This is a genomic window from Sphingobacterium psychroaquaticum (assembly GCF_004421025.1).
Taxonomy (GTDB): domain Bacteria; phylum Bacteroidota; class Bacteroidia; order Sphingobacteriales; family Sphingobacteriaceae; genus Sphingobacterium; species Sphingobacterium psychroaquaticum.
In genome coordinates this window covers 1,036,822-1,055,194 of the sequence record NZ_CP038029.1, presented here as the reverse complement: position 1 = coordinate 1,055,194, position 18,373 = coordinate 1,036,822, and the positions used below count along the sequence as shown (strand labels likewise).

General features: G+C 41.8%; 11 protein-coding genes. 1 reads left to right on the top strand and 10 read right to left on the bottom strand.

Going from position 1 to position 18,373, the window contains the following annotated elements; translation table 11 throughout:
- Positions 1-40 precede the first annotated feature (40 nt).
- From E2P86_RS04405 to E2P86_RS04395, 3 genes are all read right to left on the bottom strand, one after another.
- Positions 41-2,704: a DUF5916 domain-containing protein gene (locus tag E2P86_RS04405; protein WP_134431093.1), complete on the bottom strand. Its 2,664-nt coding sequence runs from the start codon at positions 2,702-2,704 to the stop codon at positions 41-43.
- Positions 2,705-2,864: 160 nt separating this feature from the next.
- Positions 2,865-3,371, bottom strand: a complete 507-nt coding sequence (locus E2P86_RS04400) for a GNAT family N-acetyltransferase (RefSeq protein ID WP_085474468.1) — start codon at positions 3,369-3,371, stop codon at positions 2,865-2,867.
- 77 nt (positions 3,372-3,448) lie between these two features.
- The gene (locus E2P86_RS04395) at positions 3,449-5,665 is read right to left on the bottom strand and encodes a TlpA family protein disulfide reductase (RefSeq protein WP_134431090.1); all 2,217 of its coding nucleotides are present in this window, start codon (positions 5,663-5,665) and stop codon (positions 3,449-3,451) included.
- Positions 5,666-5,862: 197 nt separating this feature from the next.
- Between E2P86_RS04395 and E2P86_RS04390 the strand changes: the two genes are divergently transcribed.
- A complete protein-coding gene (locus E2P86_RS04390; RefSeq protein ID WP_134431088.1) occupies positions 5,863-7,671 on the top strand; it encodes a M60 family metallopeptidase in 1,809 nt (602 codons plus the stop codon).
- Positions 7,672-7,742: 71 nt separating this feature from the next.
- Here E2P86_RS04390 and E2P86_RS04385 read toward each other — a convergent pair whose 3' ends face one another.
- Genes E2P86_RS04385 through E2P86_RS04355 form a run of 7 tightly spaced genes read right to left on the bottom strand, consistent with a single transcriptional unit; the run spans position 7,743 to position 18,365 of the window.
- Positions 7,743-8,888, bottom strand: a complete 1,146-nt coding sequence (locus E2P86_RS04385) for a discoidin domain-containing protein (protein WP_134431086.1) — start codon at positions 8,886-8,888, stop codon at positions 7,743-7,745.
- Positions 8,889-8,900: 12 nt separating this feature from the next.
- Complete coding sequence (locus tag E2P86_RS04380) at positions 8,901-10,652, bottom strand: LamG-like jellyroll fold domain-containing protein (protein WP_134431083.1); 1,752 nt, start codon at positions 10,650-10,652, stop codon at positions 8,901-8,903.
- Positions 10,653-10,671: 19 nt separating this feature from the next.
- Positions 10,672-12,690 (bottom strand): M60 family metallopeptidase, encoded by a 2,019-nt coding sequence (locus tag E2P86_RS04375; protein ID WP_134431080.1) that lies wholly within the window; start codon positions 12,688-12,690, stop codon positions 10,672-10,674.
- Positions 12,691-12,707: 17 nt separating this feature from the next.
- Entirely contained in the window at positions 12,708-14,456 is a 1,749-nt protein-coding gene (locus E2P86_RS04370) for a LamG-like jellyroll fold domain-containing protein (protein ID WP_134431077.1), read from the bottom strand.
- A gap of 9 nt (positions 14,457-14,465) precedes the next feature.
- Complete coding sequence (locus tag E2P86_RS04365) at positions 14,466-16,085, bottom strand: DUF5008 domain-containing protein (protein ID WP_134431075.1); 1,620 nt, start codon at positions 16,083-16,085, stop codon at positions 14,466-14,468.
- A gap of 21 nt (positions 16,086-16,106) precedes the next feature.
- Positions 16,107-16,841, bottom strand: a complete 735-nt coding sequence (locus tag E2P86_RS04360; RefSeq protein ID WP_134431072.1) for a fasciclin domain-containing protein — start codon at positions 16,839-16,841, stop codon at positions 16,107-16,109.
- Between the two features lie 15 nt (positions 16,842-16,856).
- Positions 16,857-18,365: a RagB/SusD family nutrient uptake outer membrane protein gene (locus E2P86_RS04355; protein ID WP_134431069.1), complete on the bottom strand. Its 1,509-nt coding sequence runs from the start codon at positions 18,363-18,365 to the stop codon at positions 16,857-16,859.
- Between the last annotated feature and the right edge of the window lie 8 nt (positions 18,366-18,373).

Here is an 18,373-nt window from a genome sequence, read left to right as displayed (position 1 = left end):
CAAATATATATAAATTCCCCCTAACAGGAAATTAATTTTTCTATAAATTGAACCAATAATTCAATTTCATCATAAATGTATTGCTCGCCGGGAATCCCAACAAACGGTCAAGATTATTTCCCCAGCCTGGTTGGTAAATAGCATCGCGATAAGACTGATTATGCTCCCAAACCAAATAAACCGTTGATCCTGGCAAGTACTCCCACCGCGCAACCAAATTAGAACGAAACTCGTTGAAACTAAAATTAGGATCTTTAAACCGCAAACTTTTACCCGCATGATCTACGGTATAAAAACCTTCCTCCAACTGTACCTCCGGTTCTGCAAACGCGATAAAGCGATCTCCATATCTACGCGCCTTTGTATCGCTGGCCAATTTAAACTGATCATATTTAGCAACCGACGTGAAGGGTGAACCATAAAATTGAATAGATACATCCGGCGTCACGTTAACCTGCATATTGAGGGTTACACCGTAGGTTTCCTGATCCATACGTCCTAAAATATATTCCGTTGGATTTGTCGTCGGACCGCCCATGGGTACAACCGTGCTTACATACTGTATATTATCTGTATTCCACGCATAATTAAACTGCCCCGCTAACCGCACATGATTCCCCAATCGAAAGACCATACTCGGGTGGATTGCATTGTATCCCGTTTTTTCATCCAAATAATGGCGTCCATTGTAGTCTAATTTAAACATAATACGCTTGGCACGGTCTGTACTCAAGGCAATATTCGTCTCAAAATTGGAGTTATATCGCATGTCAGGCCCTCCACGTAAACGGCGGCTATCCACCGTATTCCAACTAAATGTTTCTTTGATATCCATCTCAATGCGTCGTTTGATACTTAAACTTCGCCAACGAATAGCAACATCATTATTCATCGCATCTCCCCCATAATTCCATACATTTTTTTGCGTGAAATTAATCCCCGCGAAGCGGAATGGACCCCAGGGATCCGTCTTTCGAAAGGCAATTTCGGACTCGTTTAGTTTATAGTCCGCTTGCTTCATAAAGCCGACATCATTGAGATCAAATCCGGGAGAAGCCCAACTAAATGTTTGTGAAAAATTCCACTGCGCATTACCTTTCTTTCCAGCCTTAATAAAACCACTGGTTCCTTGTAAGGACCGTGCATCGGGTTCAAGATCTAAATAAGGAAGTCCCGACGCACGATGGTAATAATGGGCAGCGTTTAGTTTTGTATTTAGAATAGCTTGAGATGAACCGTGAAGCGTACTAAACATTGCTTTTGCATCAATGTAATACAAGCGCTTAGCAAAATATTGCGTAAAATCTACGCCTCCCGTAAAAGCGTTGGCAACAAGCGCATCCTTGAGGTAGTTTTCATTTAGTTTCCTGTTCACAGCAGTCACCATTCCTCCGACCAATGTATTACCGTTCCAGTTTTTCTGTACGCGTGCCACCGTATAGTTTGTTAAAGGCTCCGTTACCTCCGTATGCGCAACACCATCGCGGGTTACCGCCGAGGAAGTCTGTGCGGTAACACTCTGTAAAAAACCTACCGTCACCCCGTTACGATTTGTTCCGGTGAGCTTCATCGCGCCCAAGATTGGGATATTTTTTGGCGTCGCGGCAAAGCTTGTATTATTATCGATGCCACGTGGCTGATAGGAAGGCATAGCGCCAATACGTCGGGAATAGAACATCATTCCCCCGTCATTGTTGTCAAATTCAAGAATATGTTTTCCTTCTAAAAAGAAAGGGCGCTTCTCATCATAGTAAACTTCATAGGCTGTAAGATTCATCACCGAAGGATCAAGTTCCACCTGTCCGTAATCTGGATTTATAGTTACATCAAGCGTAAAATCGCTCAAGGCAAACTTAGCATCCAAACCTACATTTTTCCCCCATTTACTCCCCGTTTGATAGGGGCTCCCAACGACTTTAGGCTCTTTGGTGAACTTGGCCATCGTATAAGGCAAAAATTCTATTCCTCGCGGCTTTGGAAGAGCATTCATTCCATGCATCTCGCCAAAAGAAAACACATGTCCATTATTTTTAATAGGGATCATGCTCCAGTTCTGTACCTCATTATTTCGCCGAATGATCCGTCGCACATGCAATCCCCAAATACCATCGCTATTTTTTTGGTTATAACGAAGTTGACTGAATGGTATTCGAAGCTCTGCCGTCCAACTAGAGTCCGGCATATTAATATGGGTATGTCCCTCCCATACCGCATTCCAGCTCAAGTTGACCGATAGTTTATCGGTTACCGTCAGATCCGTTTTATTTCCTCCAAGGTTAATATTGAACTCACTCGCCACCCGGTAATCGTGGTAGGTGTCAAAGGCAATACTGATTAAATCCCCATTACTATTATCATCCCGATTCCCGATAAAAGCATTCATCGTTTCTGGGTGTTTATCTTTACAGTATACGCCTACGTAAAGGTTGGTGTCATCATAAAAAATCTTGACCCTTGTCCAGGAATCCGTATGTGCTCGTTCAAACGGTATGACTTGAGAGAAAATCTCGGACCAGACACCTTTATTCTGCCAGATATCGTCATCAAGCCTTCCATCTACCCGCGGTCGTTGTCCAGCTAGCTTAGTAATAGGATAATTTCGTTTATAAGCATCCTCGAACGATACAACTTCCTTTCTTTCCTCTTGCGCTCGACATAAGTTACTAACGAAGAGCCCGAGCAAAAGGAGATAGTAGTACTTCATACGTATTTTAGTTTAGAATCGGTTGATTATTAGTCCGATTCCAAACATAGAGAAAAAAGTTTATTTTCTTTTACATCTTTCACAAAATATTTCATTAAGTAACAAAAATGTGTGAATAACCACGTACAATAATGGCAGAAAAAGAACAGCTACAGTCTCTTTATCGCAAGACCTTCTCATATGCTTTCCGCTTGGCGCCCCGGAAAGTTACTTCACCACAATAAACATACCCTTGTTTTTCGAATGTTTTCAACATACCCGGATTATCAAAGTTGGTGTCAGCTTTAACACTATAGATACCTTGTTGTAAAGCGAACTCTTCAATATGGTGAAGTAAGAGCTTTGCGAGTCCTTTTCCCAGCTGTTGCTCTGCAATCGCCACCCGATGAAACACCACAAAATCACCTGTAGTTAGCCAGGTCCCTTCGAGTTCATCATAAGCAGGTTCATCATTGATAAGAATTGCGGTATACCCCACAATTTCTTCACCAATAACCAAGACATAACCAATTCCACGTGTTATATCACTTTGGATAACCGTAGGATTTGGATACCCATCCTGCCATTGCTTACTGCCATCCGCTTTACGCCGTAAGATAGCTTGCGATATAATTTCCCAAATTGCGGCATGATCGGCTAGGGTTGCTTGTCTGAATATATAGTCCATCACTTAAAAACATTAGTATATATGCAGTAAACTTAACTAAACTTGCTGTTCTACGCAAACATCGATGATTTACGTCATTAAAGCGATGCCAATTTAGCGAGGAATGGTTGCCAATCGAAACCAAAACGTACGGGAATCATCTTTCCTTCAGGTGTAATAATATACTTTGCTGGATATCCTGGCACCTTATAATCGTGTTGCACTTTATCATCCGACAGGAGTACCGGAATAGAATAACTATTGTTTGTTAAAAAGGTTCGAACCTTGTCCGCCGTGTCGTAACAAGCTATCGTAATTAAATTAATATTAGTGTTCGATTTATCCTGATTATCTGTATAAAACTTATTTATTTTGGGCATCTCTGCCACACAGGGACCACACCATGTGCCCCAAAAATCTATCAACGACCACTTTCCTTTTAGGTTTTCAAGCGCCACCTTATTTTGCTGCAAATCATACAAAACAAAATCTGGTGCATTAGGGAGCTGTGGGATAATTTCCTGCTTGAAGAAAGTGACAAAAGCCGCTCGTCCCTTCAAGTTGGTGTAGAAAGTAGCCAGATCATCATAACCATCAGTAGGGTTGTACAAAAACTCCTGCACACGTTTTTCAAGGGCCACATCGGATTGCCCCCTTTTGCTGAGCTCTTCTATATAGTCATTCGTATAGTTTTCCTTCGACAGGAGAAAAACACGATCATAAAAACTTTCGCGCGCTTTGTCTGCCGCCCCTTTTGGCGAATAGAAGGCGGCCCTTTCCAAAGAAGCTAAAGATTGCTCTTCATTAGTTTTTACTTTTGTTTCATACTGGAGGTAATACGCATATGCCAATAAGCCCTTATGCGTTAACCTTCTTTTATTTTCAGGATCTTCAACTAATAGTTGAATCTTATCAATGATCATCTGCAAGTCGGCATCATGGTTTAGATTTTTCTTTACCAAAATCTGCTGAAGCAACAATGCATAGCGTCCGGCATTACTTTTATTCCATGTTTCCTGATCCCACCCGAGCATTATCTTTTGCCAATACTGCACACTGTCCATCTGCGGTGCCCTTAGCGATTTCGCCCAAAACACCAATGGATCAGTTTCTAATTTTTCCTTAGCCGTCATATTAGCATTGATATGCAATAAGGTAGCAAATGCTTGTTTATTTTGTTTATCGAGGAGACGTTGTGCTAATGTATTGTGTAGGAAATCATATAAATCTCCCTCACGTAAAAGAGGAATAAGATCAGTCAAATCTTCCATAGAAAGACCCTCATCATTAAGCTTATTGCTCAAGTGAAATGTTCCCCTTAATAAAGAAATGGGCATATGGTTCAATTCTGCCCGATAGCGTTTATAACTGTCTGCCTTTTGCAAACTCCCTAACTTCATCCCAGCATATAGTCGATTATTACTATAATTCGGCTCATAGCTGGCGATGTACTTTTCAACTTTCAAGCTATCGGTTTTTCCCTTCTCTTTCAGGGCATCGCTCCAATAGCTTCCCCGCATCAACATATCTAAATAATCACTTCTAACATTTCCTTTCCGTATATAGGCCGTTTGTTCAACATGTAAGTTCGTCTCTCCGTTAATTTGTCTGTTATCAATCTTTAAAGAAAATGATATCTTGCTGTCTAACTTTTTAATCATCGCGTTACGGGGATCATAACGTACTTCAGCTTGCTGTGTCGATGTGCTATCCGTTTTCGTGAAGGAAACCTGGCGTTCTCCTTTTCCGTTCTTCAAAATCGCATACGTCGTATTATCGACGACAGCCGTCTTTCCCACAAATTTTGGTTTAAACTTTTTCGATAGATTGGAAAAATAAAGGTGATGCATCAGCTCTTTGAGGCTTGAATAGATGCTCCCAACAAGTTGCGTACCTACTTCTGATTCGATGACCCAGTGATCCAGCTGTTTCTCTATATATTGACGGACTGGAAGAGAATCTAATTTAGGAATCCCATCCTGCACAAGGAAAGGTATGGGCTTGTTAAGCATACACATGTATTCGACGGCACGAGATGAGTTCATAAAGTCAGGTTCCATCACCTGCTCCCTATAGGAAAATTTTAACATCGAATCCGCGGCATCACGAACCTCCAAGTCCTCAATCGTATAGGTCATCTGTTGGCCACCCCTCGCTGCTTGACCTAAAGTTTGCAAGGCTATATAGTAAGTCTCCTGAACTCCTTTAGCACCCGTACTGTTCCTTTCAATAGCGACAATAAAGGTTTCTTTCGTTGCTTTTTGTGCAAAACAAACGTGCACAAATATAAATACAAGGGTGAGTATCTGTCTCATTAAATTAGTTGTTCATCTTGGTTAAATGATAAGCTAAGATGTGTAAATTTCTCCACAACAAGAATTTATTTCACTCTTTTTAACAACATGAACAATCAATAATTAAAAAACTAGTAATAAACTATTTACACAATCGTTTGCGTTTAAAACGGATACAAAACATCGTTTAACAATGCTTATTTTACACAAAAAAAATTATGAAGAAAACCTTACTTTTTGGGTTGCTTTTAGCGGCCCATTATTACGCCATTGGGCAATCACCGCAAGATCTCAGCGTATTCCAAAACCAGAACCTAACCAAACTCAAAAAAAATGTAACGTTACAACAGATCTCCACCATTAGTTCTTCAAGTATACAACAGGCGGCTACGGATCTTTTCAACCACACCTACCCACTAAAACAACGCCTACGTTCTTATAGCAGCTACACGAATCCAAAACTATTGGCTTCACAAATGAAGACCAGTTCTTATTCGGCCTATGAAAATCCGACGGGTATCTACTTTGATGCGAACGACGAAGCGGTCATATGGTTATCAAAAACAGCAAATCCCGACATCAAACTCATTGTGGTCAATTGGGATGACAAAAATTTTAAACAAGAAAGTTATCCGTTAAAACCAGGATACAATACTTTTAAGGTAAAAAATAAAGGGAACAGCTACATTCAGTATTTTACAGACGGAAAGAAACAAGCTGATGTGGAGGTGCATATTTTATCGGGAAAAGTAAACGGGGTTTTTAATCTTGCTAAAAACAACAACGCAGATTATGTGCGCATGCTGGCAGGTTCTTATGGTCCGGTGGTTGATTTGGTGGGTAAAAAAGTTCACCTGGCATATTCCGTAAAATCGCTGCAGAAAGAAAATCCGTCGCATGGCGTTGAACTGATGCAGTTGTATGATTCACTCATCACGATTCAGCATGAGATTATGGGATTGGTGAAGTATAAGAAAGAACCAAAGAACCATATGTTTGGACGCGTTATTTGGGAAGGCTTCATGCATGCCGATCATATAGGTGCTGCCTTTCATGACAATACGATGCAAAGTGTAGCGAACATACCGAACTTACGCAAGAACTCGTGGGGCGTAGCGCATGAATTTGGCCATGTGAACCAAGTACGTCCGCATATGAAATGGGTCGGCACAACTGAAGTGACGAATAACATCTATTCCGTTTGGACACAGTACCTTTATAACACAACGGAACCGAAACTGGAACGTGAAGTTTTAAAAGATTACGATGAGCGAAAGGTTGGAGGACGTATAACAGCCTATATGGAATCTGCTTTTGTACATAAACAGCCTTGGCTTACACAAGCGGGGCCAGACCGTTGGGAGCGTGAGAGGCCACGCGACTGGGGTGGTGATCATTTTGTCAAACTTGTTCCGCTTTGGCAGCTTCAGTTGTATTTTGTGGTTGCCGGTGCCGGCAATAGCTGGGGACAAAAGGATTTTTATGCCGACATTTTTAACAAGGCTGCTCAGCAAGAGGATGCCGGAGATGCGGGGGACAAGTTTTATCAGTTAGCTTTTGTAAAAAATGCATGTGACGCAGCACGCTTGGATCTTACTGACTTTTTTGAGAAATCGGGCATTCTCGCTCCTATCGATTACATTGTCGACGATTATACAGTAGGTCGCATGCGTATTACGGAAGCTGATATCAATGAAATAAAACAATATGCGTCTAAGTTTCCTAAACCTTCGACACCCGTTCTACATTATATCACCGCAAATTCAACGGATATCTACAAAAATAAACTTCCGCTGAAAGGAGATACTGGAAAAGGGTTTATTAAAGAAGGTGAAAAGATTATTGTGGATAATAGCCAGTGGCAGCATGCCGTTGCCTTTGAAACATGGTCGGGTAATAAATTGGTCAAAGTTGCTTTCACGGGTGCTGGTTCACCGGATGCTTCAAAGACTATAGTTCATATTCCTACCGGCACAACAACAGTTCAAGCGATTGGTTGGGATGGTAAGAAAATCAACGTTATTTAGACCTATTCTCAAAAAGAGAAGGCTGGGATATCCCAGCCTTCTCTTTTTGTAAGAATGATAAATAAATCTTTTTATTCTAGCATTCCTCTCAGATCGATTTCAGCGAGGTGCGCATATTGTCCTGCAACGCCAGATCTAGGCCATGCATCTTTAAATACCAACTTCACCATCCGAATAGGTTTCGTTGTCGGTATGACAAATGATTTTTTACCGCCACGAGCCATCTCTTGTACCAAATCGCTCGCTACTTTCTCATACTCGTCTTCAAACTTCCTTCTAACATAAACGTCAAATGTTTTCACACCATCATTCGAGCCGCCTGTTCTATTATACAAAGTCAATCCTTGAATCGAGATTAATTCCTCTAAAGTAATCTCCACTTCATGTGGGAAAACTGTCTCCGGCTTGGCCGGATCTGGAGACCAGTTTGTATGCCAGTGGTTATCACCCGTGGTTATTCCATCAAATAATTTACTAGCTCCAAGATCAGCGCTGTGCTGATTTGACACCGCAACAATCCATTTGGATTTCTGCGCTGCCGTCACATAGTTCTCATCCACCATCACAAAACTAGTGTTTACTACACTCTCTCGCCCTGTACCATCTTTAAATCGAACGTTAAAATCGACCTTCCCAGCTGTTAAGGCTATTGTTTCCAAGGTATCCTGTAATGCCGTCGAATTCTCGACCTGTAGGTTGTAAGTCTTTCCTTGCGTGGTATAAGCCACATCAGCCGTAACAGGTGTACTGGATTCATTGGCCCAAATCACGCGGAGTTTGCTAAACTCTTTCGAAAGCTCGAAATTATCTCGAAGGTAATCGACTAAATATGTTTTATTCAGCGCAGTGCGATTTACCGTTTTAGACAATGTACCGTCTTTTGCTACAAAATGAACATCGAAACTGTAGCCGCGAAGCTGATCCGCCTGGATTATTAAATCTTTCGTAAAGTCGGTCACTTCAATTTCTTTTTTACCACTAGCCTCTTCGTAACGCACAACAGCTTTTGCTACCCGATCGCTAACTCCCGACCATTGAATCCGAAATTTCAGATCATAAGTCCCCGATAGCTTCATGTTTGAAGGACCTGAAATAATTGTTTGTGCTTCTGTTTCTGGATTTTCCACTTGCGTCGGAAGAAGAAGCTTATCTTTATCACAGGCCAACATCACGGCCAACATCGCGGCCACGCCAAAAGTATATTTGAAATATCTCATAGGTTTAGTCTTTTACTTCAAAAATTCAATTTCATAATTCTTCAGGAAGTTCTGTCCTTCCAATCCCCAGTTATCACGAACATTTACATGCATCCAATATAATACCTGAGGCATAACATCCTGACTTTTAATCAAGATAGCTTTGGCTGGATCAACATAAGGTAAGTTATTACCAAACACGTTATAGCTAGCTTTCCCCCACACCGGTAGGTTTGGCATCCCAGCGACCTTATTTTTAAAGACATTCTCTCCATCGTCAAGCGCCCAATAGCCCACCAAATTCTTAATCCGAGGGTGATCGGCCGGTACCCCAATACGTCTGGCATTTTCAAGTACCTCCGCATCTGTTAAGGCTACGTTCCAAATATGTACATCCGTCATATAGAAATCCAGATAAGCCGTCGAGAATACTTCTTGTTGGTATCCAAATGTCAATGGACTAGTCGAAGCAATATTTCCGACATTGAGTAATGGTTTTTTATCACTGGATGCAAGGGTACCGTTAACATAGAATTTTCCTGTTGGCACACCATCTACCCTGGAAAAAGTACCTGTGATATGCGTCCATACCTCGTCCACACCGACAGGTCCTCCCGTGATCTCAATCTTGTCGGATCCATCGGCCACGAAGAAGTTTACATTGTTACCGGATCGGAAAAGGGACCATCCAGTTGTACTTCCACTACGTGCCGCTACTTTACTCAAAAAAGGAGGCCAACTATAAGAATAATTACCTGACGCATTTTTATTTATTTTAATCTTTGCCTCTACGGTAATTTCTCCTGTTCTATTCACATTATAATTTACTTCTTCGGGAGCTACCGTAGTATTGCGGCCACGCATTGCTTTGTCCGTATTGATATTATCCAAATCATAGCCATAGAAACGTGGCGCTACAAACATATCAGCCCGCAGCTCCAACTCTTTAAACAGTTTGTTGTGATACAGTGTAAAGGTATTTCGCTCCTGAAAGCTCGACCCACCATAACCATCTTCGATACCCCCATGGTTAGATGTCACGATAAACAACCATTCTTCCTTACGGAAATTTGGACGTGCCTCCATTGCTTTTTTAATTTCTCCGATAAAGCCATCCAGCTTAGAAACTGCCTCTTTATACTCTGGACTATCAAAAGAGAAGGAAGAGTTTTTACCTGCCTTCAAGGCTGAGGTAAATTGCAAAAACAAAACATCGGTACTATTTTTCTTCAACTCCTCTATGGCCTTATCACGTGTCTGTTCATCCGTATTGGTAAGTATGTTCTCTCCCGCATCCATCAACAATACATTTCCAAGACCTTGATCTTGCGTAATGGCCGTTGTATTTTTTGACGGAGCCTGTTCCAGTATCCGATAAAAAACGGAAGGATAAAAAGCCTCGTTCTCATGGGGATTATTTGGATTAGGTGCCGGGATATACGACTCCGAACTGATGTTATGCTTATTATGGCTCACTCCTGTCATCAAGGTTGCCCAAGAGGCAGGATCCGATGTATTTTCATCCGCAATAGATTCATACGAATACTTACTATTATCGAGCATTCCTTTAATGTTAGCTGGCACGTCTTTTTTCAGCTCATTGCCCACTAAACCATCTATAGATATCAACAACACTTTTCTACTCACCAACGTGGTATCTACCGGCAATTCATATTCTTCATACGTAGGATCTGGGTCTAGATACTTGGTGCAGGAAGTAAATCCCGCACCAAGTACTGCCAATGCCATGCAAATACTTTGTATATTTAATTTAAAATTTTTCATATCAACTGTCAATATTTACTTAATCAACATCATAAAACGCTCCAAACTCTGACATCGCGTGATGCGCTGATCCGCTATGGTTCGTGTTTCTAAAGAATATTTTTATAAACCGAACATCCGTACGATTCTTCAATCTAAACTCCTTTCTATCTGCATTATTTGCCATCTGGAAAGAGAAGCCAGGCGCGAGGTCCTCTTGTTTAATTACCCGGTATGTTACATTATCCGTACTGATTTGGATTTCAATATCCTTAGGTCGTTGACCAGAACTGTTGGTGCGTGGCACCATATAAAACCCTTTTACAACCTGTGTAGCATTCATATCGAGTGTAAAGGTGTGCGGAAGAACCGCTGTAGCAGCAGACCATTGACTATGCCAGAATGTACTGGTATTACCATCGATAATACGAATAGCCTGTCCGTTTGCAGCCCCCTCACCAGTCGGCTCCTCTGTACTTTTCGATAAGATCGTCCATTCGGTATTAAAGTAATCTACTTTAGGACTCAAGACAGCATCCCCGCCCGTATCAGTCAATGGGTTATACTCCCATATCATCCGATCCATCGAAGGGTATTTTGCAGCCATCTCTTTACGCGCAAAGGAGCTTATCACAATCCCCCATGCACTACAGAAACGTTGATAGTCTTTACCTGTATACTCGCACAGGGTGCGATAAAAGAAGTCCCGTTTCGCCTCGTCCAAGCTAAAGCTGTAATCCACGTTACGTGCTTTATTGTACAAAAATGGCATAAAATCCCATCCCGGCTCTCCATTCTTACCTTTCATTTTATTAAACAACTGCAGGAACTGCACGAGCTTAAAGAAAGGAGCATCATCCTCATTGGCAACCCCATCGACTTGCTGATTTTTAGAGATATTCTGTTTTGCATAGGCTAACGCTTTAGGAAACGCCGTAGGCAAAGCCGGATGCGCAGCTCCTACCTTATGGATACCATTTCTGTGCAAGCCTTTAAATACAAATAGGTTGTTTGTGGTTTCCCCAAGACCGTTCCAGCTCCATGTTCCCACTTGTTGATAGTTATGTCCAATTTCATGGTAGGTTCCCCAGTTCTGTCCCGACCGAATCGTATTGATATCAACCCATTCGTTCAACCAGCCTCTGTCATTTGTCGCTACCCACGGATTTCCAGAGTGCCCATACCCACCAGTCAATTGTATATCCAACACACCACGCTCCGGTAAAGTAGGATATTTGTTTTTAAGCTCGGATGCATTCGTCGTCAATCCCATCCAAGCATAATAATCCTTCTCGTAAATAGTATCCCATTCTTCCATCACTGTATTAATATCCATCAATTTACCTTCCTGAATCAAGGCAGCTATTGCATTGCGTGGCACACTGAATACAACGCGTTTAGAACGCAGCTCCAACCAAGGCACTTCATTTTTCAAGATATCTTCCCGCCACTTGGCTACATCGGTCACATTATGGATGAAGTCCGAAGCCCGCACTGCGCCTGCAATCTTCAAGCTGACAGGATTGTTTTGTGAAATATTTGGCTTGATCCAGATCGTACCACCATAAAGATTCCGAATATAGTTGGTACCTGGAAACAATTCCTTCACACTATAAATAATTGGATCTCGACGCAATGGAATCTTTCCGGTAAGGTTATCCATATGCACGCCAATCTGCGCCGTTAAACCGATTACACCTTGCGGTACCACGATACGGATCAACTCTCCTGCCGGGGCGTACAAGCTTGTACTAAATATGGGCTGTGGAACATCTTGCACCATACGTTCATAATCACTCACGTACTCATAACTGAGGTTCATGGTGATGGTCGTATCTTTAATACGCTTCACATTCTCTCCTACGAGCCCGGGAAACACACGCGCTTTAGCGTACAAACTCTTATCAGCCAGAAACATCGTAGTATCGGTATTGATGGGCGATGCTGTGGAATCGCCTTGCTGATAGCCATCTTCAAAATCGTAGCCATACTTGCCACAAGAAAATACGGTCGACAATCCGGCCAGCGCTAAGCAATAAATTAAGTATTTGGATTTCATAATTTTCAAATGTTTAGTTAATCACGGATATCAATAAAGGTCGGTGTCCAGCTTTTCCCATCAAGGGCCCATTCTTTCGGCGTGATCACGCCCATCCATTGGTAGATGATAAAAGGGACATCGATAGAGTTTGGTACCGAGCGATAAAAAGCATACGAAATAGGCGGTTTAAGGTAGCTCGCGACATCAGAGAAACTCACCCAAGAATACGGTCCTGTAAGACGCATATCGCCAGCTCTCCCCGTTTTTTCTTTCAACATCCCCGTGTTCACATCTGTGTAGCCTGGCCAGTACCCCATCAAGTTGTTATACTTTGCATGCGTATTATCAATATGTGTTATGCCCGCGTGTTCAGCGACCTCCTGATTCGTAAATGCCGTATTATAAATCTGAACATTTGCAATCGACCAATCGGCACTTTCGTTTGCATTTCCGTTCCATTTACCGATAGCTAAAGGGGCTGCATTATCAGCATTCCCTGAACCAGCAGTTACCTCCATATCAAACTTTCCGTCAGTAAAGCCTTTAATAACATCTGTTGCTCCCGATCGACTAACGACGATGGTGATAATATGCCAATTCCCGTCATTAATAGGCTTTCCAAAAACCTGACCTCCCATACTTGAGTTAAAACCCCATACGGTATTGCCATTTTGACTTTCTCCAAAGAAATTCCAACCATTGCCAGAGAAACCAGCGACTCGTTTGGCAAAGAAAATTGGATAATTCCATCCTCCTCCCGGATTGGTACACTTCAAAAGAAGATTGATCGTAAAATCTTTATCGGTACCAAAATTAAACTTCGATGCATCATCCAATATGGCATTAACGGGTGGGTTACCATAGGTAAATCGTACCGCATTACCGATAAAAGGAATCTGCTGTGAATTCGGTCTTGCAATGATGCGTTCCGCAAATTTAGGCGAGTAAAACAAGGTATAGGTGTTCCTAGAGTGATCACCATATACCGTATTGTCCACTACAGAAGACTCAATCTTACCTCCTTTATTGGAAGTCACGATGACCAACCAGTTTTCCTGTCCATACGTCGATCGCTTCTTTACTGCATCCACTAATTTGCCGATCTTCACATCGGCTTCCCGAACAGCTGCACTATATACGGGATCGTCACTCTCATAAGTTGCCGTTTTACCCGCTTTTTCTACATCTCCAAACTGCACCATCATTAAATCCATATCTCCGGTTTGGATTTCTGCCAGGGCACCACTTAGGGTCGCGTTATCATCGCCCGCGAAAGATTGCTTTTTATCCGCATCCTTAGTAAGGTGTGTAGACAGATCAGCATTCGATGTAAATGCAACAGATTTTAATCCGGTATTTTGAGTTTTCAATCGACCAAATATCGTTGGATACGCTCCAAGATTGGCGGTTCCTAAATCATTCGCCTTAACCCCATGCTTAGCAGGTTCCACGCCTGTCAATAAATTGGCCCAACCTGTTTCATTGGTCATCGCTATTTTTGAGGTATCCGCCAAACCACCGAAAGTATACATAGACCTTCTGTGCAATTGTTTTAAGGTTGCCGGTTCTATATCTTGGATAGCCTGCCCCCTTAGGCCGTCTACCACGATCATTAGTACTTTTGCCTTGCCAGCATCAGCTGCAATATCCGAAGGATATCCCTTCAGTAGGTTTGGAAAATCTTCGTTACAGGAAGAAAAACAAACCGCAGCGAGCCCAAAAACAAGAACCTTGTTCAATGATTTCCACGGCTTCATTATCGCTTGTATATTAACTATCATCATTCTCTAGGTTTATTCTTTAATTTCCAATTTTACAATATTCCGAACAAGCTTCTTTTCTACGCGAAAAATATCCCCGCCCAATAAAATAGCAGGCCTTCCCAAGGACGAAGTTGTCTCCACTAAGGAGTTAACCATACCTGCAAAAAGACCAATATTATTATACTTTTGCAGCGCCTCACCATTCGAGTTAAGAATCAGTAATGAAGACCGCTTTACGCCATCATACTCTGTAATTCCACCTGATAAGACAATTCTACCGTTGTTCAGTATATGTGCAAAAGTAATAAGTCCAGTTCCCGCATTTCTCATCGTGAATGTTGGATCCACCTGTCCATTTTTATCGAGAACGACAACACCGCGAGCCGGCACGCCATTGAACGAAGTGAATCGTCCGGTAACAACCATTTTTTTAATATTCGGGTTGTACTGTATACTAATAATATCACCATTCGGCCCACTTCCAACAGCAAATGTTGGATCAATCTTGCCATCCGAATTGAGCCGTACTAAACGGTTGGCCGGGAGGTTATTAAATGTAGTAAAGGTACCTCCCATAATTAGCTTCTCATCTTCCTGCATCACCGCACCTAAAATATTTCCATTTACGCCTACATTATTTATCATATAAGTCGAATCCAGCGAACCATCTTCTTTAAAACGAAGAACACTTCGAACTGGTGTTATAATAGTCCGACGATTTTCACGCGATGAGTATCTATAATCTACTTTATAATGGTACGAGAATGCGCCAACTGCAACTACTTTATTATCCGTTACAGGGAAACTCTTTAAAATATCCCCCATGTTAAACGTCCCTCCTGTTATACCGCCAAAGGTACCACCATTAAAAGCTGTCACTGTATCCTTTCCATTCAACGGTCTTTCTGGAGTTGGGTTCAAGACATCCACTACCATACTATCGAGTTTACCATCGCTATTCAAACGCACAATATTATTTAGTTTACGCTTATTGAATTCCGAAAACAAACCGCTAGCTATATACTTACTTCCTTGTTTGTTAATGGAATACACCGTACCCATAGTACCCTTTTGAAAATTTAAAGCGGCATCTGATTTCCCTAAGCTGTTCACATAATGGAACCCATTTCTGAAAACTGTTGTACTAGCTTCGTTCTCAAAGTTCGTAAACGCCCCTACGACGATATGACCACCATTGTGCCCTAAGATATCTTGGACACTATAATTAAAACCGTTTACAATGTTATAGTTATCATCAACAGATACATTTCCTTCAATGTAAACCGCAGGTCCGTTGAAAAACTGATTATCCATGCGAATCATACTAAATCCGGAGCTTACCTTTTCAGGCACTCTAATGGTGATAGTAGAATCGCTAACACTTTCGATAGCCACGGGACTATCATTGATCAGAAATTCAAATTTACCCTCGTGCTTTTTTAGTCCTTTCACAAAGAAGGTAACCATAGACCCCGGTTCCGCAATTTCTGGGTCGGAATAATTTTTAAGGAACGAAATACCAAATGGCTCCTTCCCCCCCGCGTAAGGATCCTCACCGATTGTAAGATCGTCCTTGCATGATACCATGCCGAGTAATACGGCCTGAATCAAGAGCAATCCCGCAAGTCTTCCAAACAAATATCTTTTCATAATTTACTATTTAGTTCTTAGTTAGTTCTTTAATGGTCCTATTCCTGCGTTATAGGCCTTATCTGCAAAATTCATCGATTCAAACCCAAAACTATGCTTGCTAAATTGCAATACATGCACCGCCCCATTAGTTGGTTGAATATCCGAGGTCGCCACAGGACCTACAGTAAGACCGCTGATCGTAAATCCCCCAAAATCATTGATATGAAGCTGGCGGTAGCCCGCATATTTGATAACTTGCACCACACCCTCTGAATTTTTTGTTTTCACATCATTATAAATCACCCCGATATTCATCGGTTCTTTATCGTAAGTCACATATCCTTGTCCAGGGAACGCCTGCATATTGGCTGTATCCAATTGTGGAAAGTCTTTTAATACATATTTACCCTTCAGTGTATACTTTCCTAAAAAATAGCGCCATACTTCCGGACGAATCTGGTTCAAGTTCTTTACAGTATCTTCCCCACGTGCATAGAGAAATGTATTCAAGTATTTTATGGATTTGCCAATCGTTGGATCGGGAGGCGCAAAGAAAGTAACCTCTTCACTATTCAGTACCTGATCATATCCCGCTAGCCTAATAACTTGTGCCAGCGTATCGAACAGATCCTTTCTGGAGTCTACAAACTGCATAATTGTACCATTGTATTTGGCCTCATGTATTCCGCCATCCTGATAGTAATCATTCTTGCAGGAAGCCATCAACAAGAAGGCAAACACAAAAACCACGATATAATTTAAATTCCTTTTCATCGTCTTTAACTAGGTTTAGTTCCAATAATTATTTAATGTCATATACGGATTGTTCTTCAATGCATCCGTATGTATCGGCCATGTCCAGCCACCGGCTTTGAAGGCAACAACATTCATTGGTTTACTGGTATAATCCGAATTGATTACTTTTTGTGTCCGCACCAGATCATAGTAAAAATGTCCTTCTCCCATTAATTCACGGGTACGCTCCCACCATATAAAATCACGTAGCTCGTCGCCAGATTCAGCAACGGCCAATGTCGCTCCAGCTCTTGTTCTAACCACGTTAACCACGGCTCTTGCTTCAGCATCTCTATTCAACTCAGCTAAGGCCTCGGCACGTAATAAAATCGGATCTACATAACGAAAAACAATCTGGTTGTCATCTGGGTTAAAGTCTTCCCCCTCTTCCATAAATACGTTTACAAACTTGAGCATCTGCATCATACCATCTGTCTTGTAAATATGCTCATCAAACCAAACTGTTTGACGCTTATCCTGTCCGCCACGTGGATAGAGCTCTTCCATAAACTTCGTGTCGTAGTATAGGTATGAACGCGTTGTAACCTTGTTTGGATAACGCAGAACATAATCGGAATATGGAGCCGACAGGTGGAATGTTTCACCAAAGTTTAAGTTTTGTACGATTTCAAACAAGCCTTCTTTGGTCCGTCCTTTGAAAATTTCTTTAGTTCTTTCCAGTGGCAGGAGTTCGTATGCCCCATTATTCTCCTCCATAATTTCCTTACCGAGTGCTTCTACTTTAAGGTATGAAGCCTCTTTATCTTGCTCCGAAAAGCCCGCAACCCACATATGCATATGCATCATTAATGTGATCGCCGATCCACGCATCGCGCGCACCGCAACGACCGAAGGGTCATCATAGGTCCATGGTATATTTTTGTAGTGTGCTTCCATGTCCGCCAAACAATTTTTCAACACGGTCACCATATTTGTACGCGGCAAAGGACTTGTATGATATGCTTCCGTATAATACGGCACATCTCCATAAAGTCGAACCATAAAGAAATAAGCCAAATTGCGCATAAATACGGCTTCCGCTATGTATGCTGCTTTCTTTTGTGCAGAAAGATTAGTCATCCGTTCCACTTCAAAACTTAGAATATTTGCCGCTTGTACCATCTTAAAGAAACGATCCCATTTTGTTAACTGCGTAAATCCGAAATAAGCAAAGTCTCCATTTATAGCTGCATTCAGATTGTTCATCTGCACATAGGTGATATAATTCCGCCCCGCTCCACTAGTTGCGGATGTCCGATTTATCGGCGCACAACGCATGTCTCCAGTTGCCGGAAAGAAAATCTGTTGCATCGTCGCAGAACGGAAGGTGCTGTAAATACTGTTCATATTCTGGATAACATCTTCTTCACGCTGCCAGTAGTTATTCCCGGATAAATCTTCAATAGGTTTCAGGTTCAAGAAGTCCTTCCCACAAGAGGTTACCAACAGGCTTCCTAGTACCAAACCAAATGCTATCGATTTTTTTATATAATTTCTCTTCATGACTGTTC